Genomic DNA, 14,324 nt, shown 5'->3' with positions numbered 1-14,324 from the left:
CGGGAGCGGCCCCCCACCCGTGTCCGGGTGGGGGGCCGCGTGCGAGGCGGGGGCCAGCCGGCCGCCCGCATCAGCTCCCGAGGAGGGCCCGGTGGGCCCGGCGCCGCTCGGCCTGCTCCACGGGGTCCGGGACCGGGAGCGAGGCGATGAGCCGCTTCGTGTAGTCGTGCTGGGGGGCACCCATGACCTGGCTGCCGATCCCCTGCTCGACCATGCGCCCCTTGTACAGCACGCCGACCCAGTGGCTGAGCTGGTCCACCACGGCGAGGTCGTGGCTGATGAACAGCGCAGCGAAGCCCAGTTCGCCCTGGATCTCGCGGAACAGCTCGAGCACCTTCGCCTGCACCGACACGTCGAGGGCCGAGGTGGGCTCGTCCGCGACCAGCAGCTTCGGCTCGAGCGCGAGCGCTCGGGCGAGGGAGGCCCGCTGGCGCTGGCCGCCGGAGAGCTCGTGCGGGTAGCGGGCCGCGTACGACGCCGGCAGCTGCACCGACTCGAGCAGCTCGCCCACGCGGCGCCTCACCTGCGCGGAATCGAGGTCCAGATGGACGATCAGCGGCTCTGCGATGCACTCGCCGATGGTGAGCTGGGGGTTGAACGACGCCGCGGGGTCCTGGAACACGAAGCCGATGTCCTTGCGGACCGGCTTGAACTGCCGCTCCTTGAACCCGACCATCTCGTGCCCCAGGACCCTCAGGCTGCCGCCGGTGGCCCGGTTGAGCCCGGCGATCGCCCGGCCGATCGTCGTCTTGCCCGAGCCGGACTCCCCGACGAGCCCGAACACCTCGCCGGCGCGCACGGTGAAGGACACATCCTGCACGGCGCGGAAAGGCGGCGTGCCGAGCCGACCCGGGTAGGTGATGTCGAGCCCCGTGGCCTCGACGAGGACCGGCCCGTCCTGCCGGAGGCGCTCGGTGGCGCCCTCGGAGGCCGATTCCCGCCCGAGGTGCGGCACGGCGTCGAGCAGGCGGCGCGTGTAGTCCTCGCGCGGGCTGGCGAAGAGCGTGCGCACCGGCGCCTCCTCGACCACCTCGCCTTGGTACATCACGACAACGCGGTCCGCGAGGTCTGCCACGACACCCATGTTGTGGGTGATGAGCACGATCGAGGTCCCGTACAGGTCCCGCAGGTCGCGCAGGAGCTCGAGGATCTCGGCCTGGACGGTGACGTCGAGCGCCGTCGTCGGCTCGTCGGCCACGATGAGCTCGGGATCGAGCGCGAGCGCGGCGGCGATGACCACGCGCTGCTTCTGGCCGCCCGAGAACTGGTGCGGGTAGTAGTCGACCCTCTTCTCGGGATCGGGGATGCCGACCTTGCGCAGGGCCTCGATGGCCCGCTCCTTGGCCTCCTTCTTCGAGACCTTCTTGCCGTCGCGGCCGTGGTGCGCGCGGATGCCCTCGGCGATCTGCCAGCCCACGGTGAAGACCGGGTTGAGCGCCGTGGAGGGCTCCTGGAACACCATCGCGACGTCCCGGCCCCGCAGCTCCCGGAGCTTCGATGCGCTGACGGTGACCACGTTGTGCCCGTTGATCACCACTGCGCCGGAGCGCGTCGCGGTCTCGGGGAGGAGGCCGAGGATGGTCTTGGCCGTGACGGTCTTGCCCGAACCGGACTCGCCGACGACGGCGACGACCTCGCCTGCGCGGACATCGAGGCTGACGCCGCGCACGGCGTTGACGGGGCCCGCGTCAGTGGCGAACGTCACCTCGAGGTGGTCGATGTCGAGGACCGTGGCCGCGGGTCCGGCCGCGGGCGCCACGTCGAGCTGCTCACTCATGCTGGGCTTCCTTCCGAGCCGGCGGCCATGGCGTTCTTGGCGCCCTTGGCCGCGCGCTTCTTCTTTCCTCGGGTGCGGATCCGCGCGTCAGCGAGGTCGTTCATGCTCTCGCCCACGAGGGTGAGGCCGAGCACCGTCAGGACGATGGCGAGACCCGGGAAGACTCCGGTCCACCAGATCCCCGCCGTCACGTCCGACGTCGCCTTGCTCAGGTCGTAGCCCCACTCGGCGGCGCTCGTGGGCTCGATGCCGAACCCGAGGAAGCCGAGCCCGGCGAGGGTCAGGATGGCCTCGGAGGCGTTGAGCGTGAAGATCAGCGGGATGCTGCGGGTCGCGTTGCGGAACACGTGCCGCGCCATGATCCTCCAGCTCGAGGCGCCGATCACCTTGGCGGACTCCACGAACGGCTCGGCCTTGAGGCGGATTGCCTCAGCCCGCACCACGCGGAAGTACTGCGGGATGAAGACGACGGTGATCGAGATCGCCGCGGCCATGATGCCGCCCCACAGGCTCGACTGCCCGTGGCTGATGACGATCGACATGACGATCGCGACGAGCAGGGAGGGGAACGCGTAGACGGCGTCCGCGACGACGACGAGGATCCTGTCGAGCCACCCGCCGACGTACCCGGACACGAGGCCGAGGGCGACGCCGAGGAAGATCGAGAGGATGACGGCGACGATGATCACCAGGATCGCGGTCTGGGTGCCCCAGACCACGCGCGAGAACACGTCGAAGCCGCCCACGGTGGTTCCCCAGAGGTGCTTGGCGCTCGGCGGATCCTGGGTGGGGAAGTTGCCGTCGGCATCGGCGAGCTGCGAGTAGCCGTAGGGGGCGATGAGCGGAGCGAACACGGCGGAGAGCAGGAAGATGCCCGTGAGGACGAGTCCCGCGATGAGCATGGTGCGCTGGACGCCCACGCTCATGCGGACCTGCGCGAGGACGGGGATCTTGGTCCAGAGCGGGTCCTTCCGCTCGATCTGCGGAACCGCTGCGGCGGTGGAACCAGCCGGGGTGGGAGCCGTCATCAGTACCTCACTCTCGGGTCGATGAGGGCGGCGATGACATCCACGATGAAGTTCGTCACCGCGACGATCACCGCCAGGAGCACGACGATGCCCTGGACCGCCACGAAGTCGCGGGCGGTCAGGTACTGCGCCAGCTGGAAGCCGAGGCCCTTCCACTCGAAGGTGGTCTCGGTGAGGACCGCGCCGCCGAGCAGGAGCGCGATCTGCAGGCCCATCACGGTGATGATCGGGATGAGCGCGGGCTTGTAGGCGTGCTTGGTGACGAGCCGGAACTCGCTCACCCCGCGGGAGCGGCCGGCCTCGACGTAGTCCTTGCCGAGCGTGCCGATGAGGTTGGTCCGCACGAGCCGCAGGAAGACGCCGGCCGTGAGGAGCCCGAGGGCGAGGCTCGGGAGGATCGCGTGCTGCTCGACGTCCCAGAAGGCGGCCATGTTGCCGCTGCGGAGCGCGTCGAGCCAGTAGATGCCCGTGGGCGCCGAGAGCTGGGTCAGCGCGAGCTCGGTCGTCGTCGTCGCCCGCCCTGCGATCGGCGTCCAGCCGAGCCAGACGCCGAAGACGAGCTTGAGCAGGAGCCCGGAGAAGAAGACCGGCGTGGCGTAGAACAGGATCGCGAGGACCCGGAGCACGGCGTCCGAACCCTTGTCCCGCCGGTGGGCGGCGACCATGCCGAGCGGGATGCCGACGATGAGCGCGACGACGACGGCGTTGACCGCGAGCTCGAGGGTCGCGGAGCCGAACGTCGCGAGCATGTCCGTCACGGCGCGGTTGTCGGAGATGGTCCGGCCGAAGTTGCCGGTGAAGATCTGGCCCAGGTACTCGAAGTACTGGACCATGATCGGCCGGTCGTAGCCGGCCTCGTGGATGCGCTCTTGGAGCTGGTCCGCCGGGAGGCGGCCGCCGAGCGCGGCGGTGATGGGGTCTCCGGTGATCCTCATGAGGAAGAAGACCATGGTCACGAGGATGAGGATGGTCGGGATGATCAGCAGGAAGCGGATCACGAGGTAGGTCAGGAGGCCGCCGCCCTTGGTTTTGGCGACGGGCTCTGGGACACCCGCGGCTTCTGGGGGTGCCTCGGTGAATGCAGTCATGGTGGGGGTTCCTCCGCACCGCAGCGGCGGGATGCCGGTTGTGCATCCCGCCGCCGCGTTGGTCTAGCTGTGGTCCGTGCCGGCTACTTGCTCAGGACGCCGAGGCGGAACTTGAACGACGGGTCGAGCGTCGAGTCGACGCCCTTGACGCTCGTCCCGGACACGGCAACCTGCGAGCCCTGCAGCAGCGGCAGGGTCGAGAGGTCCTTGGCGACGTCCTCCTGGATCTGCCCGAGCTGCTGGGAGCGGGAGCTCTTGTCCGGGTTGGTGGCCTCCTTGGAGATGAGGTCCTGGACGGCCGTGTTGCTGTAGTGGTTCTTCAGGAAGTTGTTCTCGGTGAAGAACGGCGTGAGGTAGTTGTCCGGATCGGAGAAGTCCGGGAACCACCCGAGCTGGTACATCGGGTACACGTCCTTGGTGCGGTCCTTGGAGTAGGTGACCCACTCGGTGGACTGGAGGTTGACCTTGAACAGGCCGCCGGCCTCGAGCTGCTGCTTGACGAGGGCGTACTCGTCGCCGGAGGACTTGCCGTAGTGGTCCGGGTTGTACTGCAGGTTCAGCGTCACCGGGCTCGTGATGCCGGCGTCGGTGAGGGCCTTCTTGGCCTTGTCCGCGCTGGGCTTGCCGTTGCCGTCGCCGTACATCGACTTCAGCGGGGTCGTGGCCCCGAGGAAGCCGTCCGGGACGTAGGAGTACAGCGGGCTGTAGGTGCCCTTGTAGACCTGGGACGCGATCGCGTCGCGGTCCACGAGGTCCGCCATGGCCTGGCGGACGGCCAGGGACTTGGCGGGGTCGGCCTGGGGAGTCTTGGCGCCGAAGGGCATCGTGTCGAAGTTGAACACGATGTAGCGCATCTCGCCGCCGGGGCCCTTGTGGATGGTGACCTTGTTGTCCTTCGCGAGGCTGTCGACGTCCGTGGCGGCGAGGGAGCGCCAGGCGACGTCGATGTTGCCCTGCTGGACGTCGAGCTTGAGGTTGTTCGAGTCCGAGTAGTACTTGAGGTTGACCGTGTCCGTGGCGGGCTTGCCGAGCAGACCCTTGTAGTCCGGGTTCGCCTTGAAGGACACGAGCTGGTTCTTCTGGTACGAGGAGATCGTGTACGGGCCGGCGAAGGCCTTCTTCGAGATGATGTCCTCGTCGTTCATGACCTTGTCCGCCGGGAAGACGTTGTGGTCGACGATCGGCCCGACCGGGCCCGTGAGCACCTGCGGGAAGGTCTGGTCGTTGCCCTTCTTGAGGTGGAACACGACCGTCGTGGCGTCCTTGGCGTCGACGCTCGCGAGGTTGTCGAGGAGCGAGGCGGGGCCGTTCGGGTCGTTGATCTTGACCTGCCGGTCGAAGGAGAACTTCACATCGGCGGAATCAAGCGTGTCGCCATTGGCCCACTTGAGCCCGCTCTTGAGCTTGACGGTGTACTCGGTCGGCGTGGTGAACGAGGCCGACTCCGCGATGTCCGGCTGCGGCTCGGCGCTGCCGGGCTTGGAGTTGAGCAGGAAGGGGTAGATCTGGTTCATGACCATGAACGACCCGTTGTCGTAGGAGCCCGCGGGGTCGAGGAAGGTGACCTTGTCGGTGGTGCCGACCGTGATGGGCCCGCTCGAGGCTGAGCTGTTCGAGGAGGATCCTCCGGAAGGCCCGGTGCACGCGGTCAGCGTGAGCAGGGTGACGCCGGCGAGCGCGATGGCGCTCCGCACAGCCAGTCTGGTCTGAGACATCAATGACCTTTTCTTGTCGAAAGTGGCGGTGCCCTCCCCCACCGGGCACGCGCGGGCGTGACCCAGGGCACAGTCCTGATGCCATCGATTCAATCACTGATTCAGTGAAATGAAGGACTTGTTTGAATCAATCGAGACCTAACGGTGACCTTTGCCCCGCTCGAGCCTCCCCCGGCGGCACCGCGGACGACGGCGGGACCCGCCGCGCGCCGTCGTCCGCGCGGTGCCGGGCTACTGCGTGAACGGAACGCGCCTGAAGCTGAGCACGGGCTCGCCCTTGCCGCCGGCGCCGTCCGCGGCGACGTCCACCTTGAGGTAGTCGGTCGCGTTCGAGGAGCCATCGACCGTGACGCGCGTCAGGTTGTCGGTCGCGCCCCTGACGCCGTAGCGCGCGAGCCACGTCGAGCCGGCCGCGAGCGGGCGGTCGGAGTTGTAGACGTGGCTGTCGCCGTTGAAGAGGTACACCTCGCCGTCGAAGGCCGAGGCCTCGTCCACGAGGGCCTGCACGAGCGGGGTGAAGGCGCTGATGTCCTCTGGAGTCGGCGTGTAGGTCGGGTCGAACATGTCCGCCTGCTGGGAGATCACCACGGTGCGGTCGTGGCGCTGCCTGGCCTGCGCGAAGGTCTGCCGGACCTCGGCGAGGTCGGCCGCCGTGCGGGAGCGCACCTCGGCGGCCTGCTCGGGGGTCTCGGCGGTCTTGCCGAGGCCGGCCCACGGCTGGGAGGCGTTGTTGCTGCCCGGGACATTGATCGCTGCGAATGCCACGCGGTTCCTGGTGAAGGACACGTTCTCGGGCACGCCGAGGCCAGCCTGGCTCGTCACCGGCATGGTCGCGCCGAGGGTCTTGCCGGGGGTGTTGAAGAAGACCTCACGGATCTTCGCGAGGCGCTCGAGCGGGTTGTAGGCCCCATTGTTGGCGCGGTGGCAGTCCGTCCACTCGTTGTCGCCGGGCGTGTACACGAGCGGATGGGTGAACGCGTCGAAGTCCGCCCGGATCTGGGCGAAGTACGCATCGGAGCACACCGTGGAGCCGTTCTTGATGTCGCCGACGTGGATCACGAAGTCGAGGGACGCGTCCGCATTGAGCTGGGCCACGTGGGAGGGGAAGTCTGCGGCCGCGGCCGCGCCGTAGGGGGTGTCGCCGATGACCGCGAAGCTGAAGGCAGGCTTGGTGCCGGAGGCGGGTGCGGTATCGGCGGCGGCCGTGGACTCGGCGGCCGGCGCTGCGAGGGCAGCCGAGGGCAGGCCGGCCGCGGCGCCGGAGGCCAGGGCGACGGCGGCGGCTGCCGCGGCGAGGCGGCCGCGCGGATGGCGGGCGCGCGGACGGTCGGCGCGCGAACGGTCAGTCTGGGCGGGCATGGAGCTTCTTCCTCTGCGGGGCTGGCTGGACAGCGGCAGGCTAGCCAGCCCAGGTGCTGCAGGGGCGTCGCGCAGGTGTACGGCGGGAGAACTCCGGCCGCCGGGCGTCAGCACCGGGGGCGTCAGCGCAGGGGGCGTCAGCGCAGGGGCGTCAGCCGACGCGGTCCAGCGCCCTCGCGGCGTCGATCGTGGCCTGGCCGAGGACGCGTGTGCCCTGGTACAGGACCACCGTCTGCCCGGGGGCAACCCCGCGGAGCGCCGTGCCGAGGGTGATGTGCAGGACCGGGCCCGGCACGCCGTCGGCCGACTCCCCCGCCCCGTCGCCGGGGCCGACGCCGGGCTCGAGCCGGGCGCGGGCCGGGACCGGGTCGCCGTGCGCCCGGACCTGGGCCTCGCACACGAACTCCTCGCCCGCCTCGGCGCCCGCCGGCGGCAGGCCTGCCCAGGAGAGGCGGATGCCGCGGATCCGGTCGACCGCGAGCAGCTTCTCGGGCCCCACCACGACCGTGGCGTCCTTGGGCCGGACCTCGAGGACGAACCGCGGCTTCCCGTCGGGCGCGGGACGGCCCAGGCGCAGGCCCCGGCGCTGCCCCACGGTGAAGGCGTTCGCCCCGGCGTGCTCGCCGACCTTGGCGCCGGTCTCGTCGACGATGTCGCCCGGCTCCATCTCGATCTGCTCCGCGAGCCAGCCGCGCGTGTCGCCGTCGGAGATGAAGCAGATGTCGTGGCTGTCCGGCTTCTTGGCGACGGAGAGGCCGCGCCGCTCCGCCTCCGCCCTGACCTCTGCCTTGCTCGGGGTGTCCGCGAGCGGGAAGAGGCAGTGCTCGAGCTGCTCGGCGGTGAGGACCCCGAGCACGTAGGACTGGTCCTTGGCCCAGTCCGCGGCGCGGTGCAGCTCCGGGCTGCCGTCCTCGGCCCGGATCACCTTGGCGTAGTGGCCCGTGCAGACGGCGTCGAACCCGAGGGCGAGGGCCTTCTCGAGGAGCGCGGCGAACTTGATGCGCTCGTTGCAGCGCATGCAGGGGTTCGGGGTGCGGCCCGCCGCATACTCGGCCACGAAGTCGTCCACGACGTCCGCCTTGAACCGCTCCGAGAAGTCCCACACGTAGAACGGGATGCCGAGCCTGTCGCAGGCCCGCCAGGCGTCGTTGGAGTCCTCGATCGTGCAGCATCCGCGGGAACCCGTGCGCAGGGTTCCGGGCATGCGGTTGAGGGCCAGATGGACCCCGACGACGTCGTGCCCCGCCTCGACGGCGCGGGCGGCGGCGACGGCGGAATCCACTCCCCCGCTCATGGCTGCCAGAACTCGCACCGGTCTATTCTAGCGTCGAGGGCGGCCGGGCCGCCCCGATCCTCGGCGGCAAGGAGGGCACATGGAGCATCCGATCGTCATCGCCGGCGGGGGCCTCGCGGCGGGGAGCGCGGCGAAGACGCTGCGCGACGAGGGCTACCGCGGGCCCGTGCGGATTGTGGCCGAGGAGCGGCGCGCCCCCTACCTGCGGCCACCGCTGTCCAAGGAGTTCCTCAAGGGCTCCGGCGCCGAGGCGGACCTCGACGTCAATCCGCGCCACTGGTACGACGCGAACGGCGTGGAGCTGCTGCTGGGCGAGCGGGCCGCCCAGATCATCCCTGACGCCCACATGCTCCGACTCGAGAGCGACGCCCTCCTGCCCTACTCGAAGCTGCTCATCGCCACCGGCGCCCAGCCGCGCCGGCTCGACGTCCCGGGGGCGGACCTCGAGGGGGTGCACAGCCTGCGCAGGTTCGAGGACTCGCTCGCGCTGCGCGGTGCGCTCTCGGGCGGGGGGCGGCACGTGGCGGTGGTGGGCACAGGGTGGATCGGCCTCGAGGTGGCCGCGGCGGCACGGGAGTATGGGAACGAGGTCACCGTGCTGGGGCGCCACACCACCGTGCTCCGGCAGCTCGAGCCCGCACTCGGCGACGTGTTCCGCCGGGCCCTGGAGGGCGACGGGGTGGCGTTCCGGCTCGGCTGCCATCCGGTCGAGTTCGTCCGCTCGCCCCACGGCGACGGCGTGGCCGCGGCGGTGCTGAACACCGGCGAGCGGATCGCCGCCGATCTCGTGGTCGTGGCCGTCGGGGTCGAGCCGTCTACGCATCTCGCCGAGGAGGCCAAGATCCCCGTGCGCAACGGCATCGTGACGGACGCGTCGCTGCGCACCCGGACCCCGGACGTCTACGCTGCCGGCGACGTGGCGAGCTCCCGCCAGCCCTTCACGGGCGAGCATGTCCGCAGCGAGCACTGGTCCAACGCGCTCAACGGCGGGAAGGTCGCGGCGCGGTCCATGCTGGGCCAGGACGCCCGCCTGGACCTCGCCCCGTACTTCTACACGGACCAGGCCGGGCTCAGCATGGAGTACTCCGGCTACTGGCAGCTCGTGCACGGCGCCCAGCTCGTGCTGCGGGGGTCGATCTCCACCGTCGAGGCCGCCAAGGAGGGCTTCGTGGCCCTGTGGCTGCGCGACGGCGCCCTCGTGGGCGGGATGAACGTCAACGTCCCGCGGCAGCAGAAGGCCATCAAGGCGCTCATCGCCTCACGCGCCCGCCTCGACCCGCACCGGCTCGCGGACCCGTCCGTCCCGCTCGCCGAGCTCGCCGGGGTCTAGCCGTGGCCTCCCGATCTGGGAGGCACCTTCTGAAGGTCACCTCCTGAAGGTCATCTCCTGAGAGTCAGCTCCTGCGGACAGACGAGTCCGACCGACTTTCTCTCACTCGATACGGCGTGTCGGCTCTCTGGACGGCGCGTCGGCCCGCACCGAGCCCGAAAGCAGGTCGGTTTCGCTCCGGCGCCGGCTCCGGCGGCCACCCGCCGGGACGGTGAGGAACGCGGCGACCCGCAGGAGGTGACTCCCAGCCGGGTCAGCGGCGTCCGCGGGTGCTCGCCGTCTCGATGCGGCTCTCGTGCCCGGCCATGCCCGCGGCCCGGGCATGCTCCACGGCCGGGCCGATGGCCCTCAGGAGGGCGTCGACGTCGGCGTCCGTGGAGTTCCAGCCGAGGCTGAACCGCTGCGATCCGCGGGCCTCCTCCTCCGAGCGGCCCATGGCGAGCAGCACGTGGGAGGGCCGGGGCACGCCGGCCGTGCACGCGGAGCCGGTGGACGTGGCGATCCCGGCCATGTCGAGCAGGAACAGCAGCGAGTCGCCCTCGCACCCGGGGAACGTCACGTGCGCGATCCCGGGGAGCCTCGTGGGGATGCCGTCGCTGTCCGCGACCCGGCCGTCAGGGGGGCCGCTCACGACGGCGCCGGGCACCTCGCGCTGGATCCCCGCCAGCAGCCTGTCGCGAAGCCCCGCGAGGCGCCGGGCCTCCTCGGGGAGGCGGTCGACGGCGTCGTGCGCTGCGACAGCGAAGGCGGCGGCGCCGGCCGCGTCGAGGGTGCCGGAGCGCAGGCCGCGCTGCTGGCCCCCGCCGTGCAGGAGGGGCGTGAGCGTGGCGTCGCGGCGGACTACAAGCGCACCGACCCCCACGGGGGCGCCGAGCTTGTGCCCGCTCACCGCGAGCGTTGCCAGCCCGGAGCCTGCGAAGTCCACGGGGAGGTGCCCGAACGCCTGGACCGCGTCGGAGTGGACGGGCACGCTGTGGTCCGCACAGAGGCGGACGGCCTCGTGGACGGGCTGGACTGTGCCGACCTCGTTGTTGGCCCACATGAGCGCGACCAGCGCGACGGAGCCCGGGTCCTTCTCGAGCTCGGCGCGGAGGGCGTCCATGCTCGTGACGCCTGCCCGGTCGCACGGCAGCCACACGGCCTCCGCGCCCTCATGCGCCTCGAGCCACTCGACGGTGTCCGCGACCGCGTGGTGCTCCACGCTCGAGCAGAGGATGCGCCTGCGCCGCGGGTCCTCGCCGCGCCGGGCCCAGTACAGGCCCTTGAGGGCGAGGTTGTCCGCCTCGGTTCCCCCCGAGGTGAAAACGATCTCGGTCGGGTGGGCCCGTAGGGACGCGGCGAGGGACTCGCGGGCGTCCTCGAGCACGCGGCGAGCGGCCTGCCCCGCGGCGTGGAGGGAGGACGGGTTGCCGCCGCGGGCGATCTGGCCCGTGTAGGCCGCGAGCGCGGCGGGGGTCACGGGCGTGGTGGCCGCGTGGTCGAGGTAGACAGGCACACCTCCACTGTAGGCGCCGCCTGGGCTGTGGCCGTCTTGAACCGGAGCCTCACGGTGAGCGCGGGACGATCCGGGCGCAGCACGCGTGGCCGCCCGTTCCCGGCTCCACCGGCTCGACTGAATGCTCGGCGTCCTGGCAGCCGGTGAGCGCCCCGGCGAGCAGCGCTCCGTTGAGGCTGCAGACCACGTCGCGGTGCCCGCGGGAGAGCCGGTGGAAGGGGCAGTTGCCCAGCTCGATGGAGCCCGCGGCGCCCGGGACGGGGGCGTAGCCCGTCGCCTCCAGGACGGCGCCGATGCTCCCGTGTTCGGCCCCGAGGGCCTCCCCCGCCTCCCGCCCCACGGCGGCGAGGGCCTCGACCATGGGCGTGTCGGCGGCCATCGACCTCTCGGCCGCCGCGGCGAGGAGGTCGCCGGCCAGCTCATAGGAGCGCTCGGGCACCGCCGCGACGATCTCGGTGAGGGCGGCCTCGTAGAACTTGGAGGGGCGCCCGGACCCGGGACCGCGCCGTTCGGATGGCTTGGCGAACGTGGCGGACAGCACGCCGTCGTCCACGAGCCGGTCGAGGTGCGCGGCCGCGGCGGCGCGGGAGACGCCCAGCGCGTCGGCGGCCTCGTCGCGGCCCACGGGGCGCCCGGCAGCGCGGACGTAGAGGTAGAGCGCACGACGCCGGTCCTCGCCGAGCGCGGCCAGCGCGCCGAGGCGCTGGCGCCAGGTGGGTCCAGCCATGCGCCCATGGTACATCCAAAACTCGAATCCATTGTTTTAGACGCCGCATGGATCTAAAATTTGAATCACCATTTATATCGAAGGGAGAAGGCCATGTCAGCCACCTCAGCCCCCCATCACGGACGGCTCCGCGGAGTCGGCCGCGCCGGCAGCCGTGCGCGCTCGCTCGCCCCCGCCGACCAGGCGTACCTCATGCTCCGCACCCTCTACATCGTGGCCCCGATCCTGTTCGGGCTCGACAAGTTCTTCAACGTCCTCACGTACTGGCCGGGCTACCTCGCCCCGGTCGCCACCGCGATCGTCCCCATCGGCGCCCAGACCTTCATGCACGTCGTGGGCGTGGTCGAGATCGTCGCGGGCCTCCTCGTGGCGTGGACCCCGCGGTGGGGCTCGCTCGTCGTGGCAGCGTGGCTGGCCGGCATCATCGTCAACCTGCTCGTGCTCGGGCACGGCTTCGATGTCGCGCTGCGGGACTTCGGCCTGCTCGTCGGAGCGCTGGCCCTCAGCCGGCTCGCCCGCCGGGCCTGACGGCCAGGTCCGCCGCCGGGGCCGCGAGGACAGCCAGCGCCCGGGGAACCACGCTGATGTCCACGGCCCCGGAGGCCACCCGCTCCCCGTCCGCGTAGACCACCAGTCCCGGCGCGCACAGCCGCACGGACCGCACCGTGCTGAGCTCGACCGCGGGGTGCCCCACCTGCGTTCCCCGGAACACCCTCGGGAAGACGGCGAGGAAGGCGGGGACGGACAGGGGACCGACCACGAGGAGGTCCAGCACGCCGTCGTCCGCCCGGGCCGCAGGCGCCACCCGCATCCCTCCGCCGAGGGAGGGCCCGTTCGCCACCGAGACGAGCATCGCCCGCCGGCTGCGGGCCGCGCCATCCACGGCGAGCTCGAACGGGATGGGCTTGAACGCGGCGAGCTCGCGCAGCACGGCGAGGACGTACTTGGCCCGGCCGCGCGGCCAGCGCCAGGCGTTGGCGCGCTCGTTGACCCGTGCGTCGAAGCCCGCGGAGGCGACCGCCACGTAGTGCCGCTGGCCGCCCGCCCACTCGATGCGCCCGAGGTCGAGGCGGCGCGGGCCTGCCTCGAGGGCGGCGAGGAGCACCTCGACGGCGCCCGGCACCGAGCCCAGCGGGACGCCCAGCAGGCGAGCGATGTCGTTCCCGGTCCCCGCCGGGACCACGCCGAGGGGCACGTCCGTGCCCGCGAGGACGTTGGCAACGAGGTTGACGACGCCGTCGCCGCCTACCGCGACCACCGCGTCGGAGTCCTGCAGCGCCCCCGCGACGGCGGCCGCGAGCTCCGGGGCGCTCCCCCGCCTCAGCTCGGTCACGGCCGCGCCGCGCGAGCGCAGGACCGCCGCCGCCTCGCTGCCGCGCCGGTCTCCGAGGCCGGCATGCGCGGCGGGGTTCACGGCGAGGGTGATCCTCGCGGGGGCGTCCTCGGGAAGGGGCATGTGCTGGATTATGGCAGCACTCCCCGAGCGGGCCGGGACGGCGTGCCCGTCCTGCGCCCCTACGATGGACCCATGCCCGCGCACGTCCCGTCCCACTACGAGGTGCTCGGCGTGCCGGTCACCGCGAGCGAGGCCGAGATCCGGCGCGCCTACCGCCGTGCGGCCCGGGCGCACCACCCCGACCACGGCGGCGACGTCATCGAGTTCCGCCGGGTGACCCTCGCCTTCGAGGTCCTCTCCGACCCGCGGGCCCGCGCGGCCTACGACCGCAGCTATTTCACCTCCTCCCCCCAGCGCGAGGCGGGCCGCGCCCCGGCCGGTTCCGACACGGCGTCGGCCGCCCCCGGCGCCCCTCGCGCGGGCGGCTTCACCGCCCGGGCCGCCCCGAGGACGCCGGGCCAGCGCAACCCGGCCGGCGAGCCCGCCGTCTACGTCCCGCCGTTCGAACCGGGCGCCGTGCCGCTCCTGCCGGCAGCGGTGGCCGCCCGGCCCGAGCACGGGGCGCCGCGCCGGCGCGGCCTGTTCGGGGCCGAGGCGAGGATCCAGCGCGAGGAGCGCACGGCCGCGCTCATCCGGCGCCGCATCCTGGGCACCATCCCCTCGGCACGGCTGCTCAACGGACTGCGCTCCCCCAGGGACGCCTCCCATGTGGCGCACGCAGTCCTCGCCGGCTACCGGCTCGCCCTCGTGGAGTCGATGCTCGTGCCCCGGGGAAACTACGCCTGGGACGGCGCACACCTGGTCCACGGCGCCCGGGCCGTCGCGCCGCCGCGGCTCGCCGAGCAGGTCCGCGACTTCCAGGACGTGTTCCCCGAGCTGAATGTGCAGGGCTATGTCCTCGTCCAGACGCCGGACGAGAACCCGCACGAACCCGTCATCGACATCCGCCGCGGCGCGGGCGGCCTCGTCGAGCCGCTCAACGCCTCCAAGTTCGTCCGCGAGCTCACGTTCTTCCTCTCCTCCGGGCCGCAGCCCAACGTGGTCCTCGTCCCGGCGCTCGCCCGGCTGCTCACCGGCCTGCACTGACCTACCGGCCTGCACTGACCGGGCGCGCG

12 protein-coding genes are annotated in these 14,324 nt (G+C 71.8%); 3 read left to right on the top strand and 9 right to left on the bottom strand.

Annotated features, from left to right (window positions below; genetic code table 11):
* Positions 1-70 precede the first annotated feature (70 nt).
* From J2W21_RS14730 to mnmA, 6 genes are all read right to left on the bottom strand, one after another.
* Positions 71-1,777 carry a dipeptide ABC transporter ATP-binding protein gene (locus J2W21_RS14730; RefSeq protein ID WP_307115260.1) on the bottom strand — a complete coding sequence of 569 codons (1,707 nt, stop codon included), beginning with the start codon at positions 1,775-1,777 and terminating at the stop codon, positions 71-73.
* Positions 1,774-2,805 (bottom strand): ABC transporter permease, encoded by a 1,032-nt coding sequence (locus tag J2W21_RS14725; protein ID WP_307115259.1) that lies wholly within the window; start codon positions 2,803-2,805, stop codon positions 1,774-1,776. The genes J2W21_RS14730 and J2W21_RS14725 overlap by 4 nt, the downstream gene beginning before the upstream one ends.
* On the bottom strand, positions 2,805-3,893 hold the full coding sequence (locus J2W21_RS14720; protein ID WP_307115258.1) for an ABC transporter permease: 1,089 nt from the start codon (positions 3,891-3,893) through the stop codon (positions 2,805-2,807). The genes J2W21_RS14725 and J2W21_RS14720 overlap by 1 nt, the downstream gene beginning before the upstream one ends.
* 83 nt (positions 3,894-3,976) lie before the next feature.
* Positions 3,977-5,608: an ABC transporter substrate-binding protein gene (locus tag J2W21_RS14715; RefSeq protein WP_307115257.1), complete on the bottom strand. Its 1,632-nt coding sequence runs from the start codon at positions 5,606-5,608 to the stop codon at positions 3,977-3,979.
* A gap of 231 nt (positions 5,609-5,839) precedes the next feature.
* Positions 5,840-6,967 carry a metallophosphoesterase family protein gene (locus J2W21_RS14710; protein ID WP_307115256.1) on the bottom strand — a complete coding sequence of 376 codons (1,128 nt, stop codon included), beginning with the start codon at positions 6,965-6,967 and terminating at the stop codon, positions 5,840-5,842.
* A gap of 151 nt (positions 6,968-7,118) precedes the next feature.
* Complete coding sequence (mnmA, locus tag J2W21_RS14705) at positions 7,119-8,279, bottom strand: tRNA 2-thiouridine(34) synthase MnmA (RefSeq protein ID WP_307115255.1); 1,161 nt, start codon at positions 8,277-8,279, stop codon at positions 7,119-7,121.
* 61 nt (positions 8,280-8,340) lie between these two features.
* Between mnmA and J2W21_RS14700 the strand changes: the two genes are divergently transcribed.
* Positions 8,341-9,591 (top strand): NAD(P)/FAD-dependent oxidoreductase, encoded by a 1,251-nt coding sequence (locus tag J2W21_RS14700; protein WP_307115254.1) that lies wholly within the window; start codon positions 8,341-8,343, stop codon positions 9,589-9,591.
* A 253-nt stretch (positions 9,592-9,844) separates the two neighbouring features.
* On the opposite strand, the gene J2W21_RS14695 is transcribed toward J2W21_RS14700, so the two are convergent.
* A complete protein-coding gene (locus tag J2W21_RS14695) occupies positions 9,845-11,086 on the bottom strand; it encodes a cysteine desulfurase family protein (RefSeq protein ID WP_307115253.1) in 1,242 nt (413 codons plus the stop codon).
* A 49-nt stretch (positions 11,087-11,135) separates the two neighbouring features.
* Positions 11,136-11,813, bottom strand: a complete 678-nt coding sequence (locus tag J2W21_RS14690; protein WP_307115252.1) for a helix-turn-helix transcriptional regulator — start codon at positions 11,811-11,813, stop codon at positions 11,136-11,138.
* 93 nt (positions 11,814-11,906) lie between these two features.
* Here J2W21_RS14690 and J2W21_RS14685 point away from each other — a divergent pair, with 93 nt between their 5' ends.
* On the top strand, positions 11,907-12,341 hold the full coding sequence (locus J2W21_RS14685) for a hypothetical protein (RefSeq protein WP_307115251.1): 435 nt from the start codon (positions 11,907-11,909) through the stop codon (positions 12,339-12,341).
* Here J2W21_RS14685 and J2W21_RS14680 read toward each other — a convergent pair.
* Positions 12,316-13,269, bottom strand: a complete 954-nt coding sequence (locus J2W21_RS14680; protein WP_307115250.1) for a diacylglycerol/lipid kinase family protein — start codon at positions 13,267-13,269, stop codon at positions 12,316-12,318. The two genes, J2W21_RS14685 and J2W21_RS14680, sit on opposite strands and share 26 nt — an antisense overlap.
* A gap of 72 nt (positions 13,270-13,341) precedes the next feature.
* On the opposite strand from J2W21_RS14680, the gene J2W21_RS14675 reads away from it, so the two are divergent.
* Complete coding sequence (locus tag J2W21_RS14675; RefSeq protein ID WP_307115249.1) at positions 13,342-14,295, top strand: J domain-containing protein; 954 nt, start codon at positions 13,342-13,344, stop codon at positions 14,293-14,295.
* Positions 14,296-14,324: the final 29 nt, after the last annotated feature.

This window comes from Sinomonas atrocyanea (genome assembly GCF_030811715.1).
GTDB lineage: Bacteria > Actinomycetota > Actinomycetes > Actinomycetales > Micrococcaceae > Sinomonas > Sinomonas atrocyanea_A.
Note: the sequence above shows the minus strand (reverse complement) of the source record. Positions and strands in the feature narration are given on the sequence as shown.

What these genes read in the sequence shown, in the direction of transcription:
- J2W21_RS14730 (WP_307115260.1), bottom strand. Translation starts at nt 1,777, where the DNA reads ATGAGTGAGCAGCTCGACGTGGCGCCCGCGGCCGGACCCGCGGCCACG.
- J2W21_RS14725 (WP_307115259.1), bottom strand. Translation starts at nt 2,805, where the DNA reads ATGACGGCTCCCACCCCGGCTGGTTCCACCGCCGCAGCGGTTCCGCAG.
- J2W21_RS14720 (WP_307115258.1), bottom strand. Translation starts at nt 3,893, where the DNA reads ATGACTGCATTCACCGAGGCACCCCCAGAAGCCGCGGGTGTCCCAGAG.
- J2W21_RS14715 (WP_307115257.1), bottom strand. Translation starts at nt 5,608, where the DNA reads ATGTCTCAGACCAGACTGGCTGTGCGGAGCGCCATCGCGCTCGCCGGC.
- J2W21_RS14710 (WP_307115256.1), bottom strand. Translation starts at nt 6,967, where the DNA reads ATGCCCGCCCAGACTGACCGTTCGCGCGCCGACCGTCCGCGCGCCCGC.
- J2W21_RS14700 (WP_307115254.1), top strand. Translation starts at nt 8,341, where the DNA reads ATGGAGCATCCGATCGTCATCGCCGGCGGGGGCCTCGCGGCGGGGAGC.
- J2W21_RS14690 (WP_307115252.1), bottom strand. Translation starts at nt 11,813, where the DNA reads ATGGCTGGACCCACCTGGCGCCAGCGCCTCGGCGCGCTGGCCGCGCTC.
- J2W21_RS14685 (WP_307115251.1), top strand. Translation starts at nt 11,907, where the DNA reads ATGTCAGCCACCTCAGCCCCCCATCACGGACGGCTCCGCGGAGTCGGC.
- J2W21_RS14680 (WP_307115250.1), bottom strand. Translation starts at nt 13,269, where the DNA reads ATGCCCCTTCCCGAGGACGCCCCCGCGAGGATCACCCTCGCCGTGAAC.
- J2W21_RS14675 (WP_307115249.1), top strand. Translation starts at nt 13,342, where the DNA reads ATGCCCGCGCACGTCCCGTCCCACTACGAGGTGCTCGGCGTGCCGGTC.